General features: G+C 50.8%; 17 protein-coding genes. 8 read left to right on the forward strand and 9 right to left on the reverse strand.

Annotation, left to right across the window (positions count from 1 at the left end):
- The first annotated feature begins 54 nt into the window (after positions 1-54).
- Genes ACCI49_RS03955 through ACCI49_RS03970 form a run of 4 tightly spaced genes read left to right on the forward strand, consistent with a single transcriptional unit; the run spans position 55 to position 4,373 of the window.
- Positions 55-1,287, forward strand: coding sequence for a class I SAM-dependent methyltransferase (locus ACCI49_RS03955; RefSeq protein WP_371837679.1), 1,233 nt, complete (start codon positions 55-57; stop codon positions 1,285-1,287).
- The gene (locus tag ACCI49_RS03960) at positions 1,287-2,597 is read left to right on the forward strand and encodes a MotA/TolQ/ExbB proton channel family protein (RefSeq protein WP_371837680.1); all 1,311 of its coding nucleotides are present in this window, start codon (positions 1,287-1,289) and stop codon (positions 2,595-2,597) included. Before ACCI49_RS03955 ends, ACCI49_RS03960 begins: the two co-directional genes overlap by 1 nt.
- The gene (locus tag ACCI49_RS03965) at positions 2,590-3,291 is read left to right on the forward strand and encodes an OmpA/MotB family protein (RefSeq protein ID WP_371837681.1); all 702 of its coding nucleotides are present in this window, start codon (positions 2,590-2,592) and stop codon (positions 3,289-3,291) included. Before ACCI49_RS03960 ends, ACCI49_RS03965 begins: the two co-directional genes overlap by 8 nt.
- The gene (locus ACCI49_RS03970) at positions 3,288-4,373 is read left to right on the forward strand and encodes a hypothetical protein (protein ID WP_371837682.1); all 1,086 of its coding nucleotides are present in this window, start codon (positions 3,288-3,290) and stop codon (positions 4,371-4,373) included. The genes ACCI49_RS03965 and ACCI49_RS03970 overlap by 4 nt, the downstream gene beginning before the upstream one ends.
- A gap of 286 nt (positions 4,374-4,659) precedes the next feature.
- Here the strand turns inward: ACCI49_RS03970 and ACCI49_RS03975 are convergent, their stop codons facing one another.
- The 4 genes from ACCI49_RS03975 to ACCI49_RS03990 form a co-directional block, all read right to left on the reverse strand.
- Complete coding sequence (locus tag ACCI49_RS03975) at positions 4,660-5,034, reverse strand: hypothetical protein (protein ID WP_371837683.1); 375 nt, start codon at positions 5,032-5,034, stop codon at positions 4,660-4,662.
- Positions 5,027-5,581, reverse strand: a complete 555-nt coding sequence (locus ACCI49_RS03980; protein WP_371837684.1) for a sigma-70 family RNA polymerase sigma factor — start codon at positions 5,579-5,581, stop codon at positions 5,027-5,029. The genes ACCI49_RS03975 and ACCI49_RS03980 overlap by 8 nt, the downstream gene beginning before the upstream one ends.
- 10 nt (positions 5,582-5,591) lie before the next feature.
- Complete coding sequence (locus ACCI49_RS03985; RefSeq protein WP_371837685.1) at positions 5,592-6,401, reverse strand: DUF6249 domain-containing protein; 810 nt, start codon at positions 6,399-6,401, stop codon at positions 5,592-5,594.
- 70 nt (positions 6,402-6,471) lie between these two features.
- A complete protein-coding gene (locus ACCI49_RS03990) occupies positions 6,472-6,768 on the reverse strand; it encodes a hypothetical protein (RefSeq protein ID WP_371837686.1) in 297 nt (98 codons plus the stop codon).
- A 180-nt stretch (positions 6,769-6,948) separates the two neighbouring features.
- Between ACCI49_RS03990 and ACCI49_RS03995 the strand changes: the two genes are divergently transcribed.
- The 3 genes from ACCI49_RS03995 (at position 6,949) to ACCI49_RS04005 (ending at position 8,772) form a co-directional block, all read left to right on the forward strand.
- On the forward strand, positions 6,949-7,554 hold the full coding sequence (locus tag ACCI49_RS03995) for a DUF924 family protein (RefSeq protein WP_371837687.1): 606 nt from the start codon (positions 6,949-6,951) through the stop codon (positions 7,552-7,554).
- Complete coding sequence (locus tag ACCI49_RS04000) at positions 7,554-8,171, forward strand: LysE family translocator (protein ID WP_371837688.1); 618 nt, start codon at positions 7,554-7,556, stop codon at positions 8,169-8,171. The genes ACCI49_RS03995 and ACCI49_RS04000 overlap by 1 nt, the downstream gene beginning before the upstream one ends.
- Positions 8,172-8,475: 304 nt before the next feature.
- A complete protein-coding gene (locus tag ACCI49_RS04005) occupies positions 8,476-8,772 on the forward strand; it encodes a YebG family protein (protein WP_371837689.1) in 297 nt (98 codons plus the stop codon).
- 141 nt (positions 8,773-8,913) lie between these two features.
- Here ACCI49_RS04005 and ACCI49_RS04010 read toward each other — a convergent pair whose 3' ends face one another.
- The 3 genes from ACCI49_RS04010 to ACCI49_RS04020 form a co-directional block, all read right to left on the reverse strand.
- On the reverse strand, positions 8,914-9,309 hold the full coding sequence (locus ACCI49_RS04010; RefSeq protein WP_371837690.1) for an MAPEG family protein: 396 nt from the start codon (positions 9,307-9,309) through the stop codon (positions 8,914-8,916).
- Between the two features lie 181 nt (positions 9,310-9,490).
- Complete coding sequence (locus ACCI49_RS04015; protein WP_371837691.1) at positions 9,491-10,792, reverse strand: amidohydrolase family protein; 1,302 nt, start codon at positions 10,790-10,792, stop codon at positions 9,491-9,493.
- Positions 10,789-12,198, reverse strand: a complete 1,410-nt coding sequence (locus ACCI49_RS04020; RefSeq protein ID WP_371837692.1) for an amidohydrolase — start codon at positions 12,196-12,198, stop codon at positions 10,789-10,791. Before ACCI49_RS04020 ends, ACCI49_RS04015 begins: the two co-directional genes overlap by 4 nt.
- Positions 12,199-12,488: 290 nt before the next feature.
- On the opposite strand from ACCI49_RS04020, the gene ACCI49_RS04025 reads away from it, so the two are divergent.
- Entirely contained in the window at positions 12,489-14,147 is a 1,659-nt protein-coding gene (locus ACCI49_RS04025) for a hybrid sensor histidine kinase/response regulator (RefSeq protein WP_371837693.1), read from the forward strand.
- A 94-nt stretch (positions 14,148-14,241) separates the two neighbouring features.
- Here the strand turns inward: ACCI49_RS04025 and ACCI49_RS04030 are convergent, their stop codons facing one another.
- Complete coding sequence (locus ACCI49_RS04030; protein ID WP_371837694.1) at positions 14,242-15,408, reverse strand: glutathionylspermidine synthase family protein; 1,167 nt, start codon at positions 15,406-15,408, stop codon at positions 14,242-14,244.
- Positions 15,409-15,412: 4 nt separating this feature from the next.
- Entirely contained in the window at positions 15,413-16,030 is a 618-nt protein-coding gene (locus ACCI49_RS04035) for a DUF1190 domain-containing protein (protein WP_371837695.1), read from the reverse strand.

The following is a 16,030-nucleotide window of genomic DNA, read 5'->3' on the forward strand; positions in this document are numbered from 1 at the left end:
AACCTCAGTACGAGCCCCGGCTATTGCCGGGGCTCTAGCTTTTAATGTGGAAATATGTTGCAGCATCATTCGTTTGGTATTGCCGCCTTGGTGGATGAAGTCATTCAGCCCGGTGGCAAAGTATTGGATTTGGGATGCCTTTCATTCGGCACCACACAAACCTTTTTGGAGCTTTCTTGCCAGACATTTATTGAAGATTTACGTAGCCTTCTGCTTGACACCTGTTCATTTGATGCGCAAACCCGAGCCACACGGCTCTCTGAACATCTAACCAGAAAGCCGCAACGGATTAAAATTGATGTTGTGCTCTGCTGGGATCTATTTAACTTTATGGAACCCGAGCTTATTACACAGCTAATTGAGGAAATCCGCCCTCACTTAAAGCCTGGTACTATCTTTCATACGATGCTTTACACCGGCACAATGCCTAAAGCACCCGCCGACTTTAAGCGCCTATCTGGATTTACTTTTAATTCTGAAGCTCTAGCACTGAAAGAGCCGCTACCCACGTATCGGTATTCTTCACTTAACCTGATGAAAACCATGGGTAACTTTTCCCTGCGCTCCTCTCTCCTACACAGGAAAGGCATGCGTAAAGATCTTATCGAGCTGATGTTTGAGTATGGCCACGTGAAGTCACAAAATGCTATACGGGCTGGGGGAGCCTCAGGCGCAATCTCCGCTTTCAGGCAGACAACTCTCACTGAACTCCCCTTAACTGCTCTCGACACAGCATTAGCACACATCAAGCGCTCCCCCGTCAGTAAGGCTTTCGATGTCGGAAAAAAGGCTGGCAGGAATATGCAGTACCTCCAACGAGAAGTGGGTGAACTATTTATCTCGGATCTCTATTCTGCAATTCTGTGGCAATGTAGTCGCAAGGTACCCTTTGATAGCGCGGTGCAAGCTGCATTGCGACAGGCCACTCTGCCTGAAAACCTGGATTGTATTTTGCTTTGGGATCTACTCAATTTCTTTTCCGTTGAGCAAATTCAATTAATTACTAATGCCCTCTATCAATACCTCAGCAATGGTAGCGTGATGCATTTTCTGCTATTCAAGCAAGAGCGTCTTCCAGTCAACTGCGGTGTTTTCGAGATTCAGCAGTCTGGCCTTGTTGGGACCTATATTCACCCCGCCGGAAATAAGCAGGCAAAGTTCCGCACCATTACCGATGTGGTGAAATCTTTACCGCAAATGAAAGTACTTAGTCAGGGCACTGGGCGGATACCCAATGGGCCCTTTTATCACGAAATAACAATGCAGAAAGTTGTAAAGGATCAATAATGACCCAGTTTTTCTACCACTGGTTGACCAAGTTATCTCCAGAGCAGGTAACCGACACCTTTCTTATAGTTATGCTTGCCCTTGGCACTATAGCTTTGACCCTCTACCCGTTTGGCAAGTTTCCACGCTTTGTAAAAGAAACTCCATCCATACTGACCGCTCTCGGTATACTTGGCACTTTCATCGGTATTATTCTTGGTATCTATGGCTTCGACCTAACTGATATCGATACCTCGATTTCAGGGCTAATGCAGGGTCTCGAAACCGCGTTTATGACCAGTATCCTGGGCCTGTTCCTTTCACTGGTTTTGCGTACCATTTTCCAAATATTTAGTAAAGAACAGCCAGCCAAGGCCACTGTAGATGATCTTTTGCTGGCAATTAATGGTCAGCGACAGGATTTAGCCAAGTTTCAACACAATATTAGTAAAGAGGTTTTACAGTCACTCACCTCGGTTGTGGAGGAGTTTAATCAGGGTCTGAACGCACAAATGGGTGACAACCTGCAACAGTTTATTCATCAGTTGGAAGCAGTATCCCCTGCCCTACAAGCATTAATCGATCAGCATGAGCAGCACGCTGAGCTTGCAGCGATCTACCGTGAACAAACCACATCCCTGCTAATCGAAATTAACGGCGCTCAAGAAAACCTTTTGCAGTTACACCAACGTATTACCGAATTACCGGAGATCTTCAACGTTATTCCTTCACTGGTTGAACAACAACGCGCCCACTCCGAGCAAATATCTGTGATGCTGAATGAACAACAGGCCTCAATTGAGATACTGCAAAAATCGATTCCTGAAATAGCGCCCAAATTTGAATCCCTCACCCAGGGGATTGATAAGACAAATCAGCAATTGGGCACTCAAGTTCAACACCTTATCTCCCTGAGTGAAACCCAGGCTAAGGTCTTTGAGCAAAGAACCAGCAAAGTTGTGGCTCTCGCCGATGTTCTGACCAATATCGACCCCAACCATTTCTCCAACATTATCCAAGAGACTGCAAACAGTCATCGAGAGTCAATGGTTGAGCTTGCACAACTTATCGCCAAGACCCACCAACAGATGATTACTGAATTGTCACAAGTGATCACTCATGACCTGACCAATGCAGACGTAAGCATCAAACGACAATATGAACTGCTGGATCAACGTTTACATAGTGAAGTAGAGAGTGTAATGGCGGCGATGGGGGATGCGCTGGGCACCTTGAGCGGTGAGTTCTCAAGGGATTTTCGCCAATTAATCCAGCAAATGAAACGAATCGACAATCAAGTGAAGCAGGTGGTCGGAGAGGAGCATGTTTGAGGGCGCCCACTCCAGCAGCGAATCCAGTGAAAGCCAATGGATCAGCCTATCCGATATGATGGCCGGCCTGATGATGGTGTTTCTCTGTATTGCCGTCTTTGTGATGCGCTCCCTGATAGATGAACGTGCCAAGATCCGAGAGCTTGCGGAGTCTTATCGCGATACACAGCTGGCAATCTATCAAACCCTACAGCAGGAGTTTTCTCACGATCTGGATCGCTGGGGGGCATCCCTGGATAAGCAAACCCTCGCCATCTCCTTTAACAATAGTGACGCACTGTTCAAAACAGGGGATTTTACCCTGAGTGACAATGCCCAGGAGATTATGTCCTCATTTGTACCTCGGTATATTGCCGCACTGACTCCCTATATGGACTCTATTGCGGCAATCCAAATTGAAGGGCATACAAGTTCTGAGTGGGGTGAGCAATCCGCACCAGAAGAAGGTTACTTTCATAATTTACGTCTGTCACAGCAGCGATCAAGGGCAGTGATGCAGTATGCCCACTCACTACTACCGCCACCCCAAGCTGTACTGGTCCGCGCAAAAGTTGCAGCTGTAGGCTATTCCTCCGCCCGCCCAGTACTCAATGCCAATGGTATAGAAGATCCGGATCGCTCCCGCAGGGTTGCATTCCGGGTAGTGCGGGACTCTGAGAGCCATATCCTGCAAATCCTTGAGGAAGCATTGTGAAGCTAACCAACTTTCAGCCTATCCATAATCGCCAAACTCAAGCGTTACCGCACAGTTTCAAGCCAATAGTAGTAGCATCATCTACTCCGCGAAGCAGTGCTCACCAGCCGCCCGCTGGCAAGCCTAAACTGAACCTATCTATTACCAGTAAGCCAAATAGAAATAGCCTGGCCAATGCTATTCTCTCTGGCATTCAGCTGGATCACTCGGACCTGGACAGCCTCGCCTGTGGCTGGCGCTACCGAAGCATTCCAGTATTTGTGTTTGGCCTTGAACAAATCTCTTATGCACAGGCAAATTCTTTTGGGCAAATTCATATTTCCCCTAAATGCCCCACTGTGGGCAACTACCAGGGACCACTTTGGGCGAGCAGCGACTACACTGCCGCACAAAAGGCTTTTCCAGAGGACGAACTAAAGCCCTGCCCTCACTGCCTGCGCCACCTGTATAGCCTGGATATTCCAGATCTGGTGCACAAAGACCGATTTGGGACAGTTACCGATATTGATTGGTTAATCTACGCACGTTACTTTGCCAGCACTATTTTTGAAAAATACCCTCTCTTCTGGCGAAATGATGAACGCCCACAGAAAGTAAGTTCACTGTTTACTGCTTCCAATCCAAAGTATGCCTGCTCAATATGCCAGTGCCATATAAAGGCTAGTGACTGGGCACTGAATCCAGAGCTGGCTGAGCGCAGCGGCTTACCCAAAGAAATATGCCTGTTATGTGCCGAGCGGAGAGCCCGCGCAGTGATAATAGCACCTCCACAAGCAACCCTACGCGCAGCAATGCTGCGCTATGAGTCACTTACCAAACAGTTAGGTAGTGAACCCCAGGCTTCCTGGGCGATTGCCGAGCAGGTAGTCCCTGCTTCCTGGCTGCCTCTTGTACAGAAACTAAAAACCCTGATGGGGCCCCCGAAGGTCTTTCAAGTAATTGCCCCACGAGTACTGGCCGTTTTATGCTGGCCCAGCATGGGACGTGCGATAATTGCCGATAACACTAAAGAAGCAAAATATCCCCCAAATTATTCCGTGTGGCGTAAAGCCCAAATCGAGCGAGAATTGGGTATCAGCTGAACAAAAACCCTAAATGCTGCCTACGGGCAGCCCGCCCCCTTGATACTAGTCAGTACCTTAAAGAAACGAAAATCGGCAGGGAATAGGGCCTGCTTGTACTCTCCTGCAACCCTAATCAATGGGCATAGACAATACAGACTCTTAATTAGGGGTAGGCTATCTGTTACAGGGAGGCCGGGTCAGGGGTGCGAATAGAAAGCTAAAATTGAATCAGCCCGCCCCTCATACACAGCTAGAGGCAGGCAAAAACCTCAAGTAACGCTCTTTTCTTCGAGCATCGAAGTCTTCAGCGGCGTGCAGCAAAAATACCGCCAGCCATCACTACCAGTGAGGAGAGCATCCCCACGCCCACCAGGCTATAAAGACTGATGGACTGGCGCGCAGCTTCGCTCAACACTTCGCCGAACGGGAATTGCCAGGCAACGATGCCCGAGGCCGCCAGCACGGCGATGTACTGGACGCGACTGGCGCGGCGTTCGTTCTGCTTGGAGGGCGCAGGCAGTTTTGCCATCACGCTTTCACAGAAGCCATCGTCGTCCAGGTAGGGCTCATCGAACTGCAGCTGTTCGCTTAGCCAGGCATCGAACTGTGGATCTTTGCCCTCTATCGCAACATCGCTCAAGGTGCCACCCTTTGTATTCCGCTGTTCAAAATTAACCATTAACCACCTCCTCGTGCCATGGTTGGAGCAAGCTACGCAGCTTGGCCTTGGCGCGATTTACATGGGATTTTACCGTACCCAGCGGCAACTTCATAATGCTTGCCGCCTCCTCATGGGAAAAGCCCCTCTGCATACATAGGTGTATCGCCTGACGTTGGGCTTCACTCAGGCTGTCCATAGCAGAGTTCAAGTCCCTTGCCATACCCAGTTGCAGGGACTCTTCCACAGTCTCTTCCGCTTGAGCCCGATCGACCGCATCCTGGTTCACTTCCGGGGCGTTCTTGCGTTTGTGGCTCATGACGAGATTGTAGGCGATACGGTATAACCAGGTGCTGAACCGGGCATCCCCCCGAAATGCCGGCAACGCCTTATAGGCCTTAATAAAAGCCTCTTGCGCCATATCGTCCGCCAGACCCTGGTCACCATCGCACAGCTGACGGAGCGAGAATCGCAGCTGTGACTGATAGCGACGAACTAGCTGGGCATATGCCCGCTGGTCCCCGTCTTCGACGACGCGCCTGATTAATTCCTCGTCATTGAGGTCCATAGTCCGGTCCCTAAGCCTGCTTGTTATCGAGCTTCCAGTTAATAAAGCGGGCCAGGCCGATAAACAGTGGGATCAAGCCCAGACTGCCTACACCAAAACCAGTCAGGGCCGTGAGCCAGATAAACACCGCAGCACCTACCGCAATGAGAGTGATACCTCTGTCGGCAGGATTCCTGGGGCTATTACCCTCAAGCATATCCAGCATTTCAGGCGGAACATCGCGGCCTTCAGCGACCATGCGGTTGATATTTTCCACTACCAATTGTTTCTTGCGGTAGCTGTTATGAGTTACCAACCAGACAATTAGCACCGGCATACCAAAGACACAGAGCAGAGCCAGCACCGGCAGTGTCACTACCTGGTGGAAATCTATACCAGTGTGAGATTCCTCCCGGTTACTGGATGCAGAGTCATATTTTTTGGAAAGACCGATCTCAACATTATCCGGGACACTGTCGAGGGCTTCCTCAACCACCTCTCCGCGCTCATCGAGAATCCCCTTACTCTCAAGCTTCTCAATGATTCGCTGACTCCAGGGGCCGCCAAACTCTGAGCCAAGATCCACCCTAACTTCACTGCGCTCACCATCCTCTGCCTGGGTTTTAATGGTCAGTACGCCGTTGTTATCGTGCATGATGCGCACCCGTGTATCGGGCTTGCGGGCCTCCGGTGCTTCGGCATCTAGCGTGGGGGGAGCTGGAGGCTCAGGCATTGCTATATTGTCATCCTGTGCCCAGCTACCCAAAGCGGCAAATGCAGCTACCAGGGTTACCAGCCAGCGAACACCTGCCCGCATGGATTGTGAATTTCTCGCTCTCATTGTTTGCTCTCTGATCTTTTTCATTGTTTGTGCTGTTGCACCGTCGGGGGATTCAAAACCACTGTTGGCTTTATATGACCGTTAATCGGCCTATTGTAATGGGTCTTGGCGTGGCGCCTTGTTGGGGCTTATCCACCACAATGCGCACCGGATAGGGAGATCTGATGTCCTGAGAATCGCCCTTTGCTTTGCACTCATTAAGCTTCAATATAAAGTGCTGTTCGGTCTTCTCAGTAAGCTGCCGGTGGATGTCTTCCACAGAAAACCCCAGATCCGTCGCCCTGACCTGCACGGCTTGCATGCCGCCGAGCGCCAGTACTAGTACGGCGCAAAATTGTACCCTCTTAAATGATCCCGCAGTAAACATTGTGACCTCCAGATCGCTTCTCCTTGTACACCTTTATGACGGGGCCAGTACCAACTTTGGATGCAGGTGCATAAAATTTTTTTCCCGCCACCTATTCGGTAGCACTATGCTCTTCCCACCCTGGACCTGCGGGCACAAAAGTCGCAATAATCCGGGATTCATTGCAGCGAGTTCAAATCGATGTCTTCAATAAAGGAAGTCCTAACATTCTGGTTTGGCAGCCCAGCACTGGATTTCACACCGACCAAAGTGCAGCGGCAGCGCTGGTTTGCGGCGACGCCAGAGCTGGACTTAGAGATACAGCAAGATTTCAGCGAGATCACCGACCAGGCCCTTGAGGGCGAGCTAAACCACTGGCGCCAGACCCTGCAAGGCGAGCTAGCCCTGATACTTCTTTGCGATCAGTTCGCCCGCAATATCTATCGCGGCAACGATCAGGCCTTTGCAGGAGATCCGCTCGCCCTAGATATCACCGAAGGCATTCTGCGGCGCGGAGACACTAGAAGTCTCGGCCTATTCCAGCAAATATTTGTTGGCATGCCACTGGAACACAGTGAAAAACTCCCGATGCAACGACGCTCCGTGGCATACTTCGGCCAGTTGCAGAGAGAGTACCGGGGTGACCAGAGCGTTGCCCCATACCTTGCGACCCATTATCGATATGCTCTAGCCCACGAGGCGGTTATTGAGCAGTTTGGGCGCTATCCGCACCGCAACGCGGCACTCGGCCGCGAATCTACAAAAGAAGAGTTACAGTGGCTGGCACAGGGGGGCGGCTTTAAATAATGGATTTACTTGGTTGGTTATCACTCGCAGGTATCTGTGCGCTCGGGGCCATGTCTCCCGGCCCTAGTCTCCTGATCGTTATGCGCTCTTCCGCCTCGGGGCTCCAGCAGGGGCTGGCCAGTGCAATTGCCCATGGAGCCGGTGTCGCCATCTATGCGGCTCTCACCGCTTTTGGCCTTGCTGTTCTCATTACCAGCTCACCGCTGCTGTTCAGTATCTTGCAGTGGGCCGGCGCTGCCATGCTGGTGTACTTAGGATGGAAGGCCCTGCGCGCACCGGCACCAGGCTCCAGCACCACTAAACTGGAAGCACCAGAACAAAGTACCCGGCGTGCGATTGCCCAGGGCTTTGGTGTGGCCTTTTTTAACCCCAAGATTGCGGTATTCTTCACTGCCCTATTCAGCCAGTTTGTATCGGAGCAACAGACTCTTACCACCAAACTGGGAATGGCCGCAGTAGCTTCCGGGATAGATACCCTCTGGTATTGCATCATCGCCCTGGCAGTGCATGCCAGCCGCAAGCGTCAACTTGTGAGTAAGCACCTTGGTCATCGCGTCCAACAGATGTTCGGTTTGCTACTCATCGCCTTGGCCGCGCGACTGGTTCTCACTATCTGATTCATTGGGCGCCTCCGCGCCCGCTTCCCTACTCTTAACTCCTAAAAAAACAGGCCCGGTGTACGGGCCTGTGAGAGCGGAGGTTGCAGCCCGGCGCCTGGGGGGAGTACGCCGAGCCGCGGTTTCATATTATGACAGCCTTGGAAGCCCTTTGCGGTCAAGCTATCGCAAGCGTTACTCCCCTGACCGCAATCAAATTCCCGCCTATTTATTGCCTTCGCTCGTTGACACTGAATATTTATACAGTTACCGTATGGCTATACAAACAATCTGGAATGTCTTACAGGCAATTGGGAGGCACATCATGGCTGTAGTAGCTGTTTGGAAATGCGATCGAGACGGAGCAATGTTCGACAACAAAAAAGATGCTGAAGAACACGATAAGATGCTGGAGCTGGCTGCCAATATCACTTCACTGATTGAGCGCCATATCGAAGGTATTGATGAGCAAGTTGGCGAAGAGATTGGCCTTTTACTGGCCAAGCGTCGCGATGCACTGGCAAAGGCCTGCAAAGGCAAGCCTGAAGTCCTGCTGCAAGAAGAAAGCGGCACTGAAGAAACCTCAGACGAAACCGTCACGCCTTTTGCAGCTAACCAGTAAGCGCTTATAGTTTCATCCCTGTACTCTGCCCGGTTCAGCCGGGCCTTTTTATTGGAGTGCCCTCAATAATTATCAGGCAGCTCCTTGGTGCCCCTGGCCATTCTTACCTCTCTTAACCATCGGCACCCACCTTTATTAAGGTTATAGAGCCTTAACAACCATAACAATATTGACTACCGCCAAGGCCAGTATCACAACCCAGCTGATCAAAGTGCCCCAAAAGCGTCCCATATGTGTTCCACCTTTACCTGCAGTGAGACCATACGCATGAAAAATTCGGGAAAGAACAAATGAAATTCCGAACACATGCAGCCAGACATGTGACAGGCCACCCAGTTCGGCAACCAGCAGGAGCAATAGTGCAATAGGTGTATATTCAACCGCATTCGCATGCACTCTCACACGAACCTCATTAGAGCGATCGTCACCAGTACCAATTCCCACACGCTTAGTGCGGCGAAACTGCACTACCCTCAGTGCAAGGTAGACAATCAAGAATGCACAGAGGCTGGTATAAAGTGCCGTAACATAGGCCATTAGGTCCGTCCTTTTTCTTATTCATCAGACTGCTGGAATATAGCTGTAAAGACCATATTGCCGCCACACAGATCCTATGCAATACACAGGGCTTTTTTGCTCAATGTTTTAGTTGCCTGGAAGCAAATAACAAAAGAGCGGGCAATGCCCGCTCTTTTAATACCTACATTGGCCGGGCCAATTAATATTGGTAACCAAAGCCGTGTCCCTTGGTGGGCTTCAAATGGCGATCGCGCAAGCGGGTGGAACGGGTTACCAGGGATTGGGGTTCACCCTCAATCAATACCTGTTCCGGGTAGCTGGTAACTTCCAGTGGATCACCGCTCCAAACTACGATATCAGCAATTGCGCCCTGCTCCAGGGTGCCGCCCTGCAGATTGAAGATATCAGCCACATTGCTGCTAATAGACTTCAGGGCTTCCTCATAAGGCAGGCCGTGAGCAACGGCATTGCCGGCGGACTGGCGAGATAGATATACATTGTGAGTGGAGGCGTAATCGGGCCCACTAATAGCTACTTTTACACCAGCCTTGGTCAGTAACGCCGCATTATCGAGGCGCGCACCCAGGCTAGAAAAGGAAATCGGCAGGTTATTGATAGCATCGATAACCACTGGCACCTGGGCCTCGGCCAGCTGATCCGCTACCATCCAACCCTCGGCTGCTCCCAGCACTATTAGCTTCACATTGGAGGCTTTGGCAAGTTCAATAGCGCCGAGAATATCACTGGCACGATTGGCGGTAATGACCAGGGGTTCCTTACCACTAATCACCGGCTGTAAAGCCTCTAGATCCGCCAAGCTGTAATCCAGCTCACGCCACTCACCACGACGAATGGCAGCGCGATTTTCCCGGTACTCCTTAGCTTCACTCAGTGCCTTCTCAACCTTGGCATAGGCGTTAGCACGGCTGCCACCGGCTAACTGCGCGCCGGCCTCACCCAAATAGGCCTTCTGGGCAACATCTTTGGCTTCAATACTATCGAACTCACCATTCAACTTAATGGCAAAGCTTCGTCCAGCAAATACGCGCTGGGCTTTGATAGCACCGTCATCCCAGGTGCTAATGCCTGGGAAGACTACAGCACTGGTTACACCGCCTGCGCGATTGAAGGGGATCAAAGTGGATTTAGGGTTGTAAGCGGGCAGCGGATTAAATGCACTGCCGATACTCTCACCAGTCACCGACTGATCATTTGTCGAGCTGGCAGCACTGATTTCCACCAGGCCAAGTTCGGAAACCGGTGCTATCACTCCCGGAGTGACTACTTTGCCTTGTGCATCAATTACCCGGTCAGCAGAAACACTCAGGGAGGGGCCGACCTGCTCCACTCTACCATCGACAACAAGTACATCGGCAGACTCCAGGCTGCCTTTGCCTGCCAAGGTATGCACTTTGCCACCCTTGATAAGGATACTCTCCGCCTGGGCACTAGCTGCCAGTACTCCGAGAGCCAGCGTACAAAAAACAACTACTCTTTTCACTGCCGCTCTCCTTCTGCATTGAGAATGCCCAGCTCAAAATCGCTGCGCGGTTGGCGCTTATCAGCGCGGTCATACATCAGTTCACCATCGATAAATACTTGATCAACGTGGGTGTAAACACTGAAGGGGTTGCCAGACCAAACCACAACATCGGCCATCTTGCCCTTCTCCAGGCTGCCGGTTTTTTCTTCGATACCCAACGCCTTAGCGGGGTTTGAAGTCATCCAGACGACGGCATCCTTGGGTTGGATATCAAAGCCCGCGCGTTGGCCAGCAGTCATCGCCTTGGCCACCTCTTCATTCAGGTGCTGCACGCCCACACCGGAATCGGAGTGGATCATGGCGCAGGCTTTGGCCTGGTCGACAATCGCAATATTCGCTTCGGTCATATCAAAGGCTTCATGCTTAAATCCCCACCAATCGGCCCACATCGCTGCACAAATATCGTTCTCTGCCAGCAGGTCAGCCACTTTGTAGGCCTCAACGGCGTGGTGGAATGTAGAAACCTTGAAGTCGAACTCTTTGGCAACATCCATCATCACGGCCATTTCCTCACCGCGATAACAGTGATTGTGCACCAGGATATCGCCATTCAGCACACCCGCCAGGGTTTCCAGGCCCAGGTCACGCTCAGGCTCATCACCGCCGTTCTCGACGTAGTCTTCCCACTTTTTCTTGTAGTTACTGGCTTCGATCCAGGCTTTACGATAACCGGCTACATTCCCCATACGCGTAGAAGGGGAAGTACCCTTACCTCCGTATACGCGCTTGGGGTTCTCACCACAGGCCATCTTTAAACCATAGGGGGCACCGGGAAATTTCATATCCTGCACGCTGCGACCCGGCACATTCTTCAGGGTCACACTGCGGCCTCCGAACAGGTTGGCGGAGCCCGGCAGAATCTGCAGAGTGGTAACTCCAGCAGCCAGTGCCAGTGGGAACTGGGGGTCTTGGGTCCATACGGAGTGCTCAGCCCACACTTGTGCCGTATTAGGCGAGGTCATCTCATTGCCGTCTTGAGAAGATTCTATCGATGGTGCCGGGTAGTCGCCCAGATGGGAGTGCACATCGATGATACCGGGCGTGACCCATTTGCCTTTACCATCGACGATTAAGGCTCCCTTAGGTGCCTTTAGATCTTTGCCAACCTGGGCAACTTTGCCGTCTTCCAGCAAAAGGTCAGCGTTTTCCAATTGCTCCCCTGTGCCGGTAAGCAGCGTCGCCCCCTGAATCAGGACAGGCTGGGACTGAGCAACAGAATAGGTCGAAGGGAAGGCGTCCAGGCGCGCAAAATCCAGGGATCTTTGCTCGCTCTCGACTTTTTTCTCTCCGCACGCGGATAGCAGCAACGAGGCACAAAGCAGAGCCGCGATACCGCGCCCGAAAACTCGAGAATGCAGCTGCATAGTAATTCATCCAATGGTTTCGAATGTAGCGGCGAATGCTATCAGGTTGTTCGGCCTTAGCCACTACTTGACCATACAAAAGTTTTGGGTATCAGCTGTCCTTACAGTTTATTTATGAGCCTCCTCGCACCATCCAGGGCTGTTGATCTGCTTCACACCAGCACAAACACGTAATTACAAAAGGGCCTATAAATAACTGCCTGTCAGCAAAGACTGTGCCCTAAATCAAAAAACGAATTAGTTACCTATATACTTTTTGATTGCTTCGTGGTGCAATTTCTGGTGAAAAAATGCTCAACGATAACTCAGGAGGAGAACAAGTGATTAAGGAAAGCAATTTGCCGATTTTTCCATCCTCCCCCGTTGCACCCGCAAAGAGCCTCGACTCCAGCCAAGTTTATGAGGCATTGCGCAAGAGTGAGGAGCGCTATCGGGAGTTGGTGGAGCATGCGAACTCTATCATTTTGCGCTGTGACAGAAATGGTCGAATCACCTCCTTCAATGAGTACGCACAGCAGCTTTTTGGCTACTCAGAGGCAGAAATTATTGGCAGACACCTGGTCGGGACCATAGTAGCCGCCAGTGAAACCAGCGGCCGTGATCTACGCAAGCTAATTGATGATATCTGTGATCATCCTCAAGAGCATCGCTACAATATCAATGAAAATGTCACCAAATCCGGCAAACGGGTTTGGATTGCCTGGACCAATAAAATTCTGTCCGACGAGAAGGGGCGCCCCAACGGTATTCTCAGCATTGGGACAGATATTACCAAACAGCGGCTTTTGGAAGAGGAGTTGCGCCAGGCACAAAAAATGCAGGCTATCGGTGAGCTGGCCGGCGGTATCGCACACGACTTCAATAATATGATCCACGGGATCAGCGGTTATGCAGAGGTGATCCAGCAAATCGCGGAAGATCCTCGCATCAGTGAATACACCAACCATATTCTGACTACCGCACGTCACGCGGCGGAGCTAACCAAACAGTTACTCACTTTTGCACGTAAGGGCAACTATCAACTGAAGGATTGCAACACCCACGAAATTACCCGCGATGTCTGTGCCATGCTGGGACGTACTATCGACCGGCGTATACGCATTGAACAGTTTCTAGAAGCTAATCGTCCCCATGTAATCGGGGATCCAGCCCAACTGAAAAGCGCCCTTTTGAATATCGGCATCAATGCAAAAGATGCTATGCCCGGTGGCGGCACCCTACGTTTTGCCAGCAGCAATTTGGCCATTGCTAAAACCACAACAATTGCAGATTTTGAAGTGCAGCCTGGACACTACCTGCTGATTACCATCAGTGACAATGGAACGGGAATGACACCCGAAGTCCGCCGGAGAATTTTTGAACCTTTTTTTACCACAAAGGAAAGTGGACGTGGTGCCGGGCTCGGCCTCGCCGCGGTGCATGGCACTATCCACTTACACAAGGGCGCAATTCAGTGCTATAGCCATGAGGGGAAAGGCAGCACTTTTAAACTCTACCTGCCAATATCGGAAGCCCACCCAAATACAGCAAGCCAGAAGTCGGCTGCATCTTCGGCGAAAAGCAAGCTGAATATTATGGTGGTTGATGACGAGGCCATTGTTCGCAGCTACTCAAAAACCCTATTCGAAATGAATGGTCACAGTGTGGTAACTTTTGCTACAGCAGAGCAGGCAATCACCTATTATCGCCAACATTGCGATCAAGTAGATCTGGTAATTTTAGATATGATCATGCCCGGCATGGACGGCCAGGAATTATTCGCTTTCCTGCGACGTATCAATCCTGAAGTAAAAGCGATACTCTCCACAGGTTACAGTGTGGATAGCAAAGTCCAAGAAGTCATTACCGATGGAGTACTCGATTGTATCCAAAAACCTTTTACTTACGAACAACTCAGCAAGAAAATTGAAGAGATGATCACCAGTGGCCTATTGGAACCGACGAAATAACAGAATAGAAAATTAACACACACCGCAGTGACAAGTTTAGATAACTTTGTCTACAACAGCGATGTGGCGTGAGTGAATATCCAATACTAACTTTCTAAAGAATGATGTGCGGAAGATACCGGCTCATATCCTGAGTCACCATATTTTCATCTTCCCTAATTGATATACCAGCTGCCAAGTCATCCACCAGCCAGCTACCCACCAAGGTGAAACTTTTACCAAATTTTGGCAGGGGATGCATAGCCTGGTAAATATACCCCTCCTCACCATAAGGGCCATCAGACAACAATTGCACATCCCCGGCACGTACAATCGAAATATTGGCTCCCTCCCGTGAAAAAATTGGCTTTTTCACCAATTCGGGAAAGTCAGCCGCCTTATCCAACTCACTCTCAAAAAACGAGGGCAGCAAGTTTGGATGCCCGGGAAAAAGTTTCCACAGCATTGGAAGTAGTGCTTTATTGGATAAAATAGCTTTCCATGGCGGTTCCAACCAGCGCACATTATTGGTACCTAGCAAGGAACCAAACTCCTCACGGAACATAAACTCCCAAGGGTATAATTTGAACATCCAGGTTATCACCTGGTCCTGCATATCGGTAAAAAAACCATCCGCATCGCAACCAATATCTTCCATAAAGACAAAATGGTTAGCGATACCGGCCTCACTGGCACAGTCCTGCAGATACTGCACCGTGCCGCGATCCTCTTCTGTATCTTTACAGCAGGCAAAATGTAGCTCACGGCCAGGAGTAAGAAATTGTAAGTCCCGGAAACGATTAACCAGTTTTTCCTGTAGGCTATTGAATTGATCCGACTGCAGTGGCAGGACTCGCCGGTCCACATTGTCCTGTAACCAGAGCCACTGCCAGAATCCAGTCTCGTATAAGCTGGTAGGCGTATCCGCATTATTTTCGTAGAGTTTTGCGGGCCCCTGCCCGCAATAGGCGAAATCAAGACGGGAATACAGGCTGGGATCACCGTTTTTCCAAGAGCTGCGCACAAAGTCCCAGTGTTGCTCGGGGATACAAAAATGCCGCAACAGCTCTTCATCCTCCAGCACTTTTGCCACAACCTCCAGACACATCTGGTGGATTTCTTCGGTGGGCTCTTCTATATGTTTTTCTATCTGCTCCAGGGAAAACTGATAGTAGGCACTTTCATCCCAATAGGGCTCGCCATACATGGTGTGGAAGTGAAACCCAAACTCCTGGGCCCGCTCCTGCCAGCGCGGGCGCTCGCCAATCGGCAACCTCAACACTAAATCAGCCTCCCCAGCCTCGGGAACCACTACTAGAGCGACCTCCACCCCAGCTGGACTTAGCTGAAGCCACAGAGCCAAAGCCACCGCGGGAGACGGTCTTGGTTACCTTGGGTTTCGGGTCCATCGCTCTCTTGTCAACCGTATAGGATGACTTGCCATAGCGACCAATAACCTGCCCATCCGCAGTCATCAATCGATCATAATAACGGGAACCAGAGGCAGAGTAACGATAGACGGGGTTGTAGTAACCAGATGAGTAATGGCGCCTGTCATTATCCAATAGTGAGGCAACCATAAAACCGGTCATCAGAGGCATCCAGAAACCGCTACTGGACTCGCGGCAATTTCCAAACTCCGCTTCACACTGGGAGAGATTGGCATATTTGGGGCCGGTGCGCTCAGCCTCCTCCAGCGCCCGCTGGTAGGCGGCCTCACACTGGACCTCGTCCAATTGAGTATTGTCCACGCAGTCCTCAACCGAGGAAACCACTTTGACTTCTTCATCAGAGGAACAGCCGACGAGAGCTGCAGCCACACCAATTGCCAAGGGGCGCAGAACAAAACTTACTCCCCGACCTTTGCGCATCCGCGCGAGATTGATATTTTTAGTACGTTTCAT

Source organism: Microbulbifer epialgicus (genome assembly GCF_041447265.1).
GTDB lineage: Bacteria > Pseudomonadota > Gammaproteobacteria > Pseudomonadales > Cellvibrionaceae > Microbulbifer > Microbulbifer epialgicus.

Bases quoted from the DNA above. Each gene is read 5' to 3' on its own strand.
- ACCI49_RS03975 (WP_371837683.1), bottom strand. From the start codon at position 5,034: ATGGTTAATTTTGAACAGCGGAATACAAAGGGTGGCACCTTGAGCGAT.
- ACCI49_RS04035 (WP_371837695.1), bottom strand. From the start codon at position 16,030: ATGAAACGTACTAAAAATATCAATCTCGCGCGGATGCGCAAAGGTCGG.
- ACCI49_RS03955 (WP_371837679.1), top strand. From the start codon at position 55: ATGTTGCAGCATCATTCGTTTGGTATTGCCGCCTTGGTGGATGAAGTC.
- ACCI49_RS03985 (WP_371837685.1), bottom strand. From the start codon at position 6,401: ATGAGAGCGAGAAATTCACAATCCATGCGGGCAGGTGTTCGCTGGCTG.
- ACCI49_RS04005 (WP_371837689.1), top strand. From the start codon at position 8,476: ATGGCTGTAGTAGCTGTTTGGAAATGCGATCGAGACGGAGCAATGTTC.
- ACCI49_RS03965 (WP_371837681.1), top strand. From the start codon at position 2,590: ATGTTTGAGGGCGCCCACTCCAGCAGCGAATCCAGTGAAAGCCAATGG.
- ACCI49_RS03990 (WP_371837686.1), bottom strand. From the start codon at position 6,768: ATGTTTACTGCGGGATCATTTAAGAGGGTACAATTTTGCGCCGTACTA.
- ACCI49_RS04020 (WP_371837692.1), bottom strand. From the start codon at position 12,198: ATGCAGCTGCATTCTCGAGTTTTCGGGCGCGGTATCGCGGCTCTGCTT.
- ACCI49_RS04025 (WP_371837693.1), top strand. From the start codon at position 12,489: ATGCTCAACGATAACTCAGGAGGAGAACAAGTGATTAAGGAAAGCAAT.
- ACCI49_RS04010 (WP_371837690.1), bottom strand. From the start codon at position 9,309: ATGGCCTATGTTACGGCACTTTATACCAGCCTCTGTGCATTCTTGATT.
- ACCI49_RS03960 (WP_371837680.1), top strand. From the start codon at position 1,287: ATGACCCAGTTTTTCTACCACTGGTTGACCAAGTTATCTCCAGAGCAG.
- ACCI49_RS03995 (WP_371837687.1), top strand. From the start codon at position 6,949: ATGTCTTCAATAAAGGAAGTCCTAACATTCTGGTTTGGCAGCCCAGCA.
- ACCI49_RS03980 (WP_371837684.1), bottom strand. From the start codon at position 5,581: ATGGACCTCAATGACGAGGAATTAATCAGGCGCGTCGTCGAAGACGGG.
- ACCI49_RS04000 (WP_371837688.1), top strand. From the start codon at position 7,554: ATGGATTTACTTGGTTGGTTATCACTCGCAGGTATCTGTGCGCTCGGG.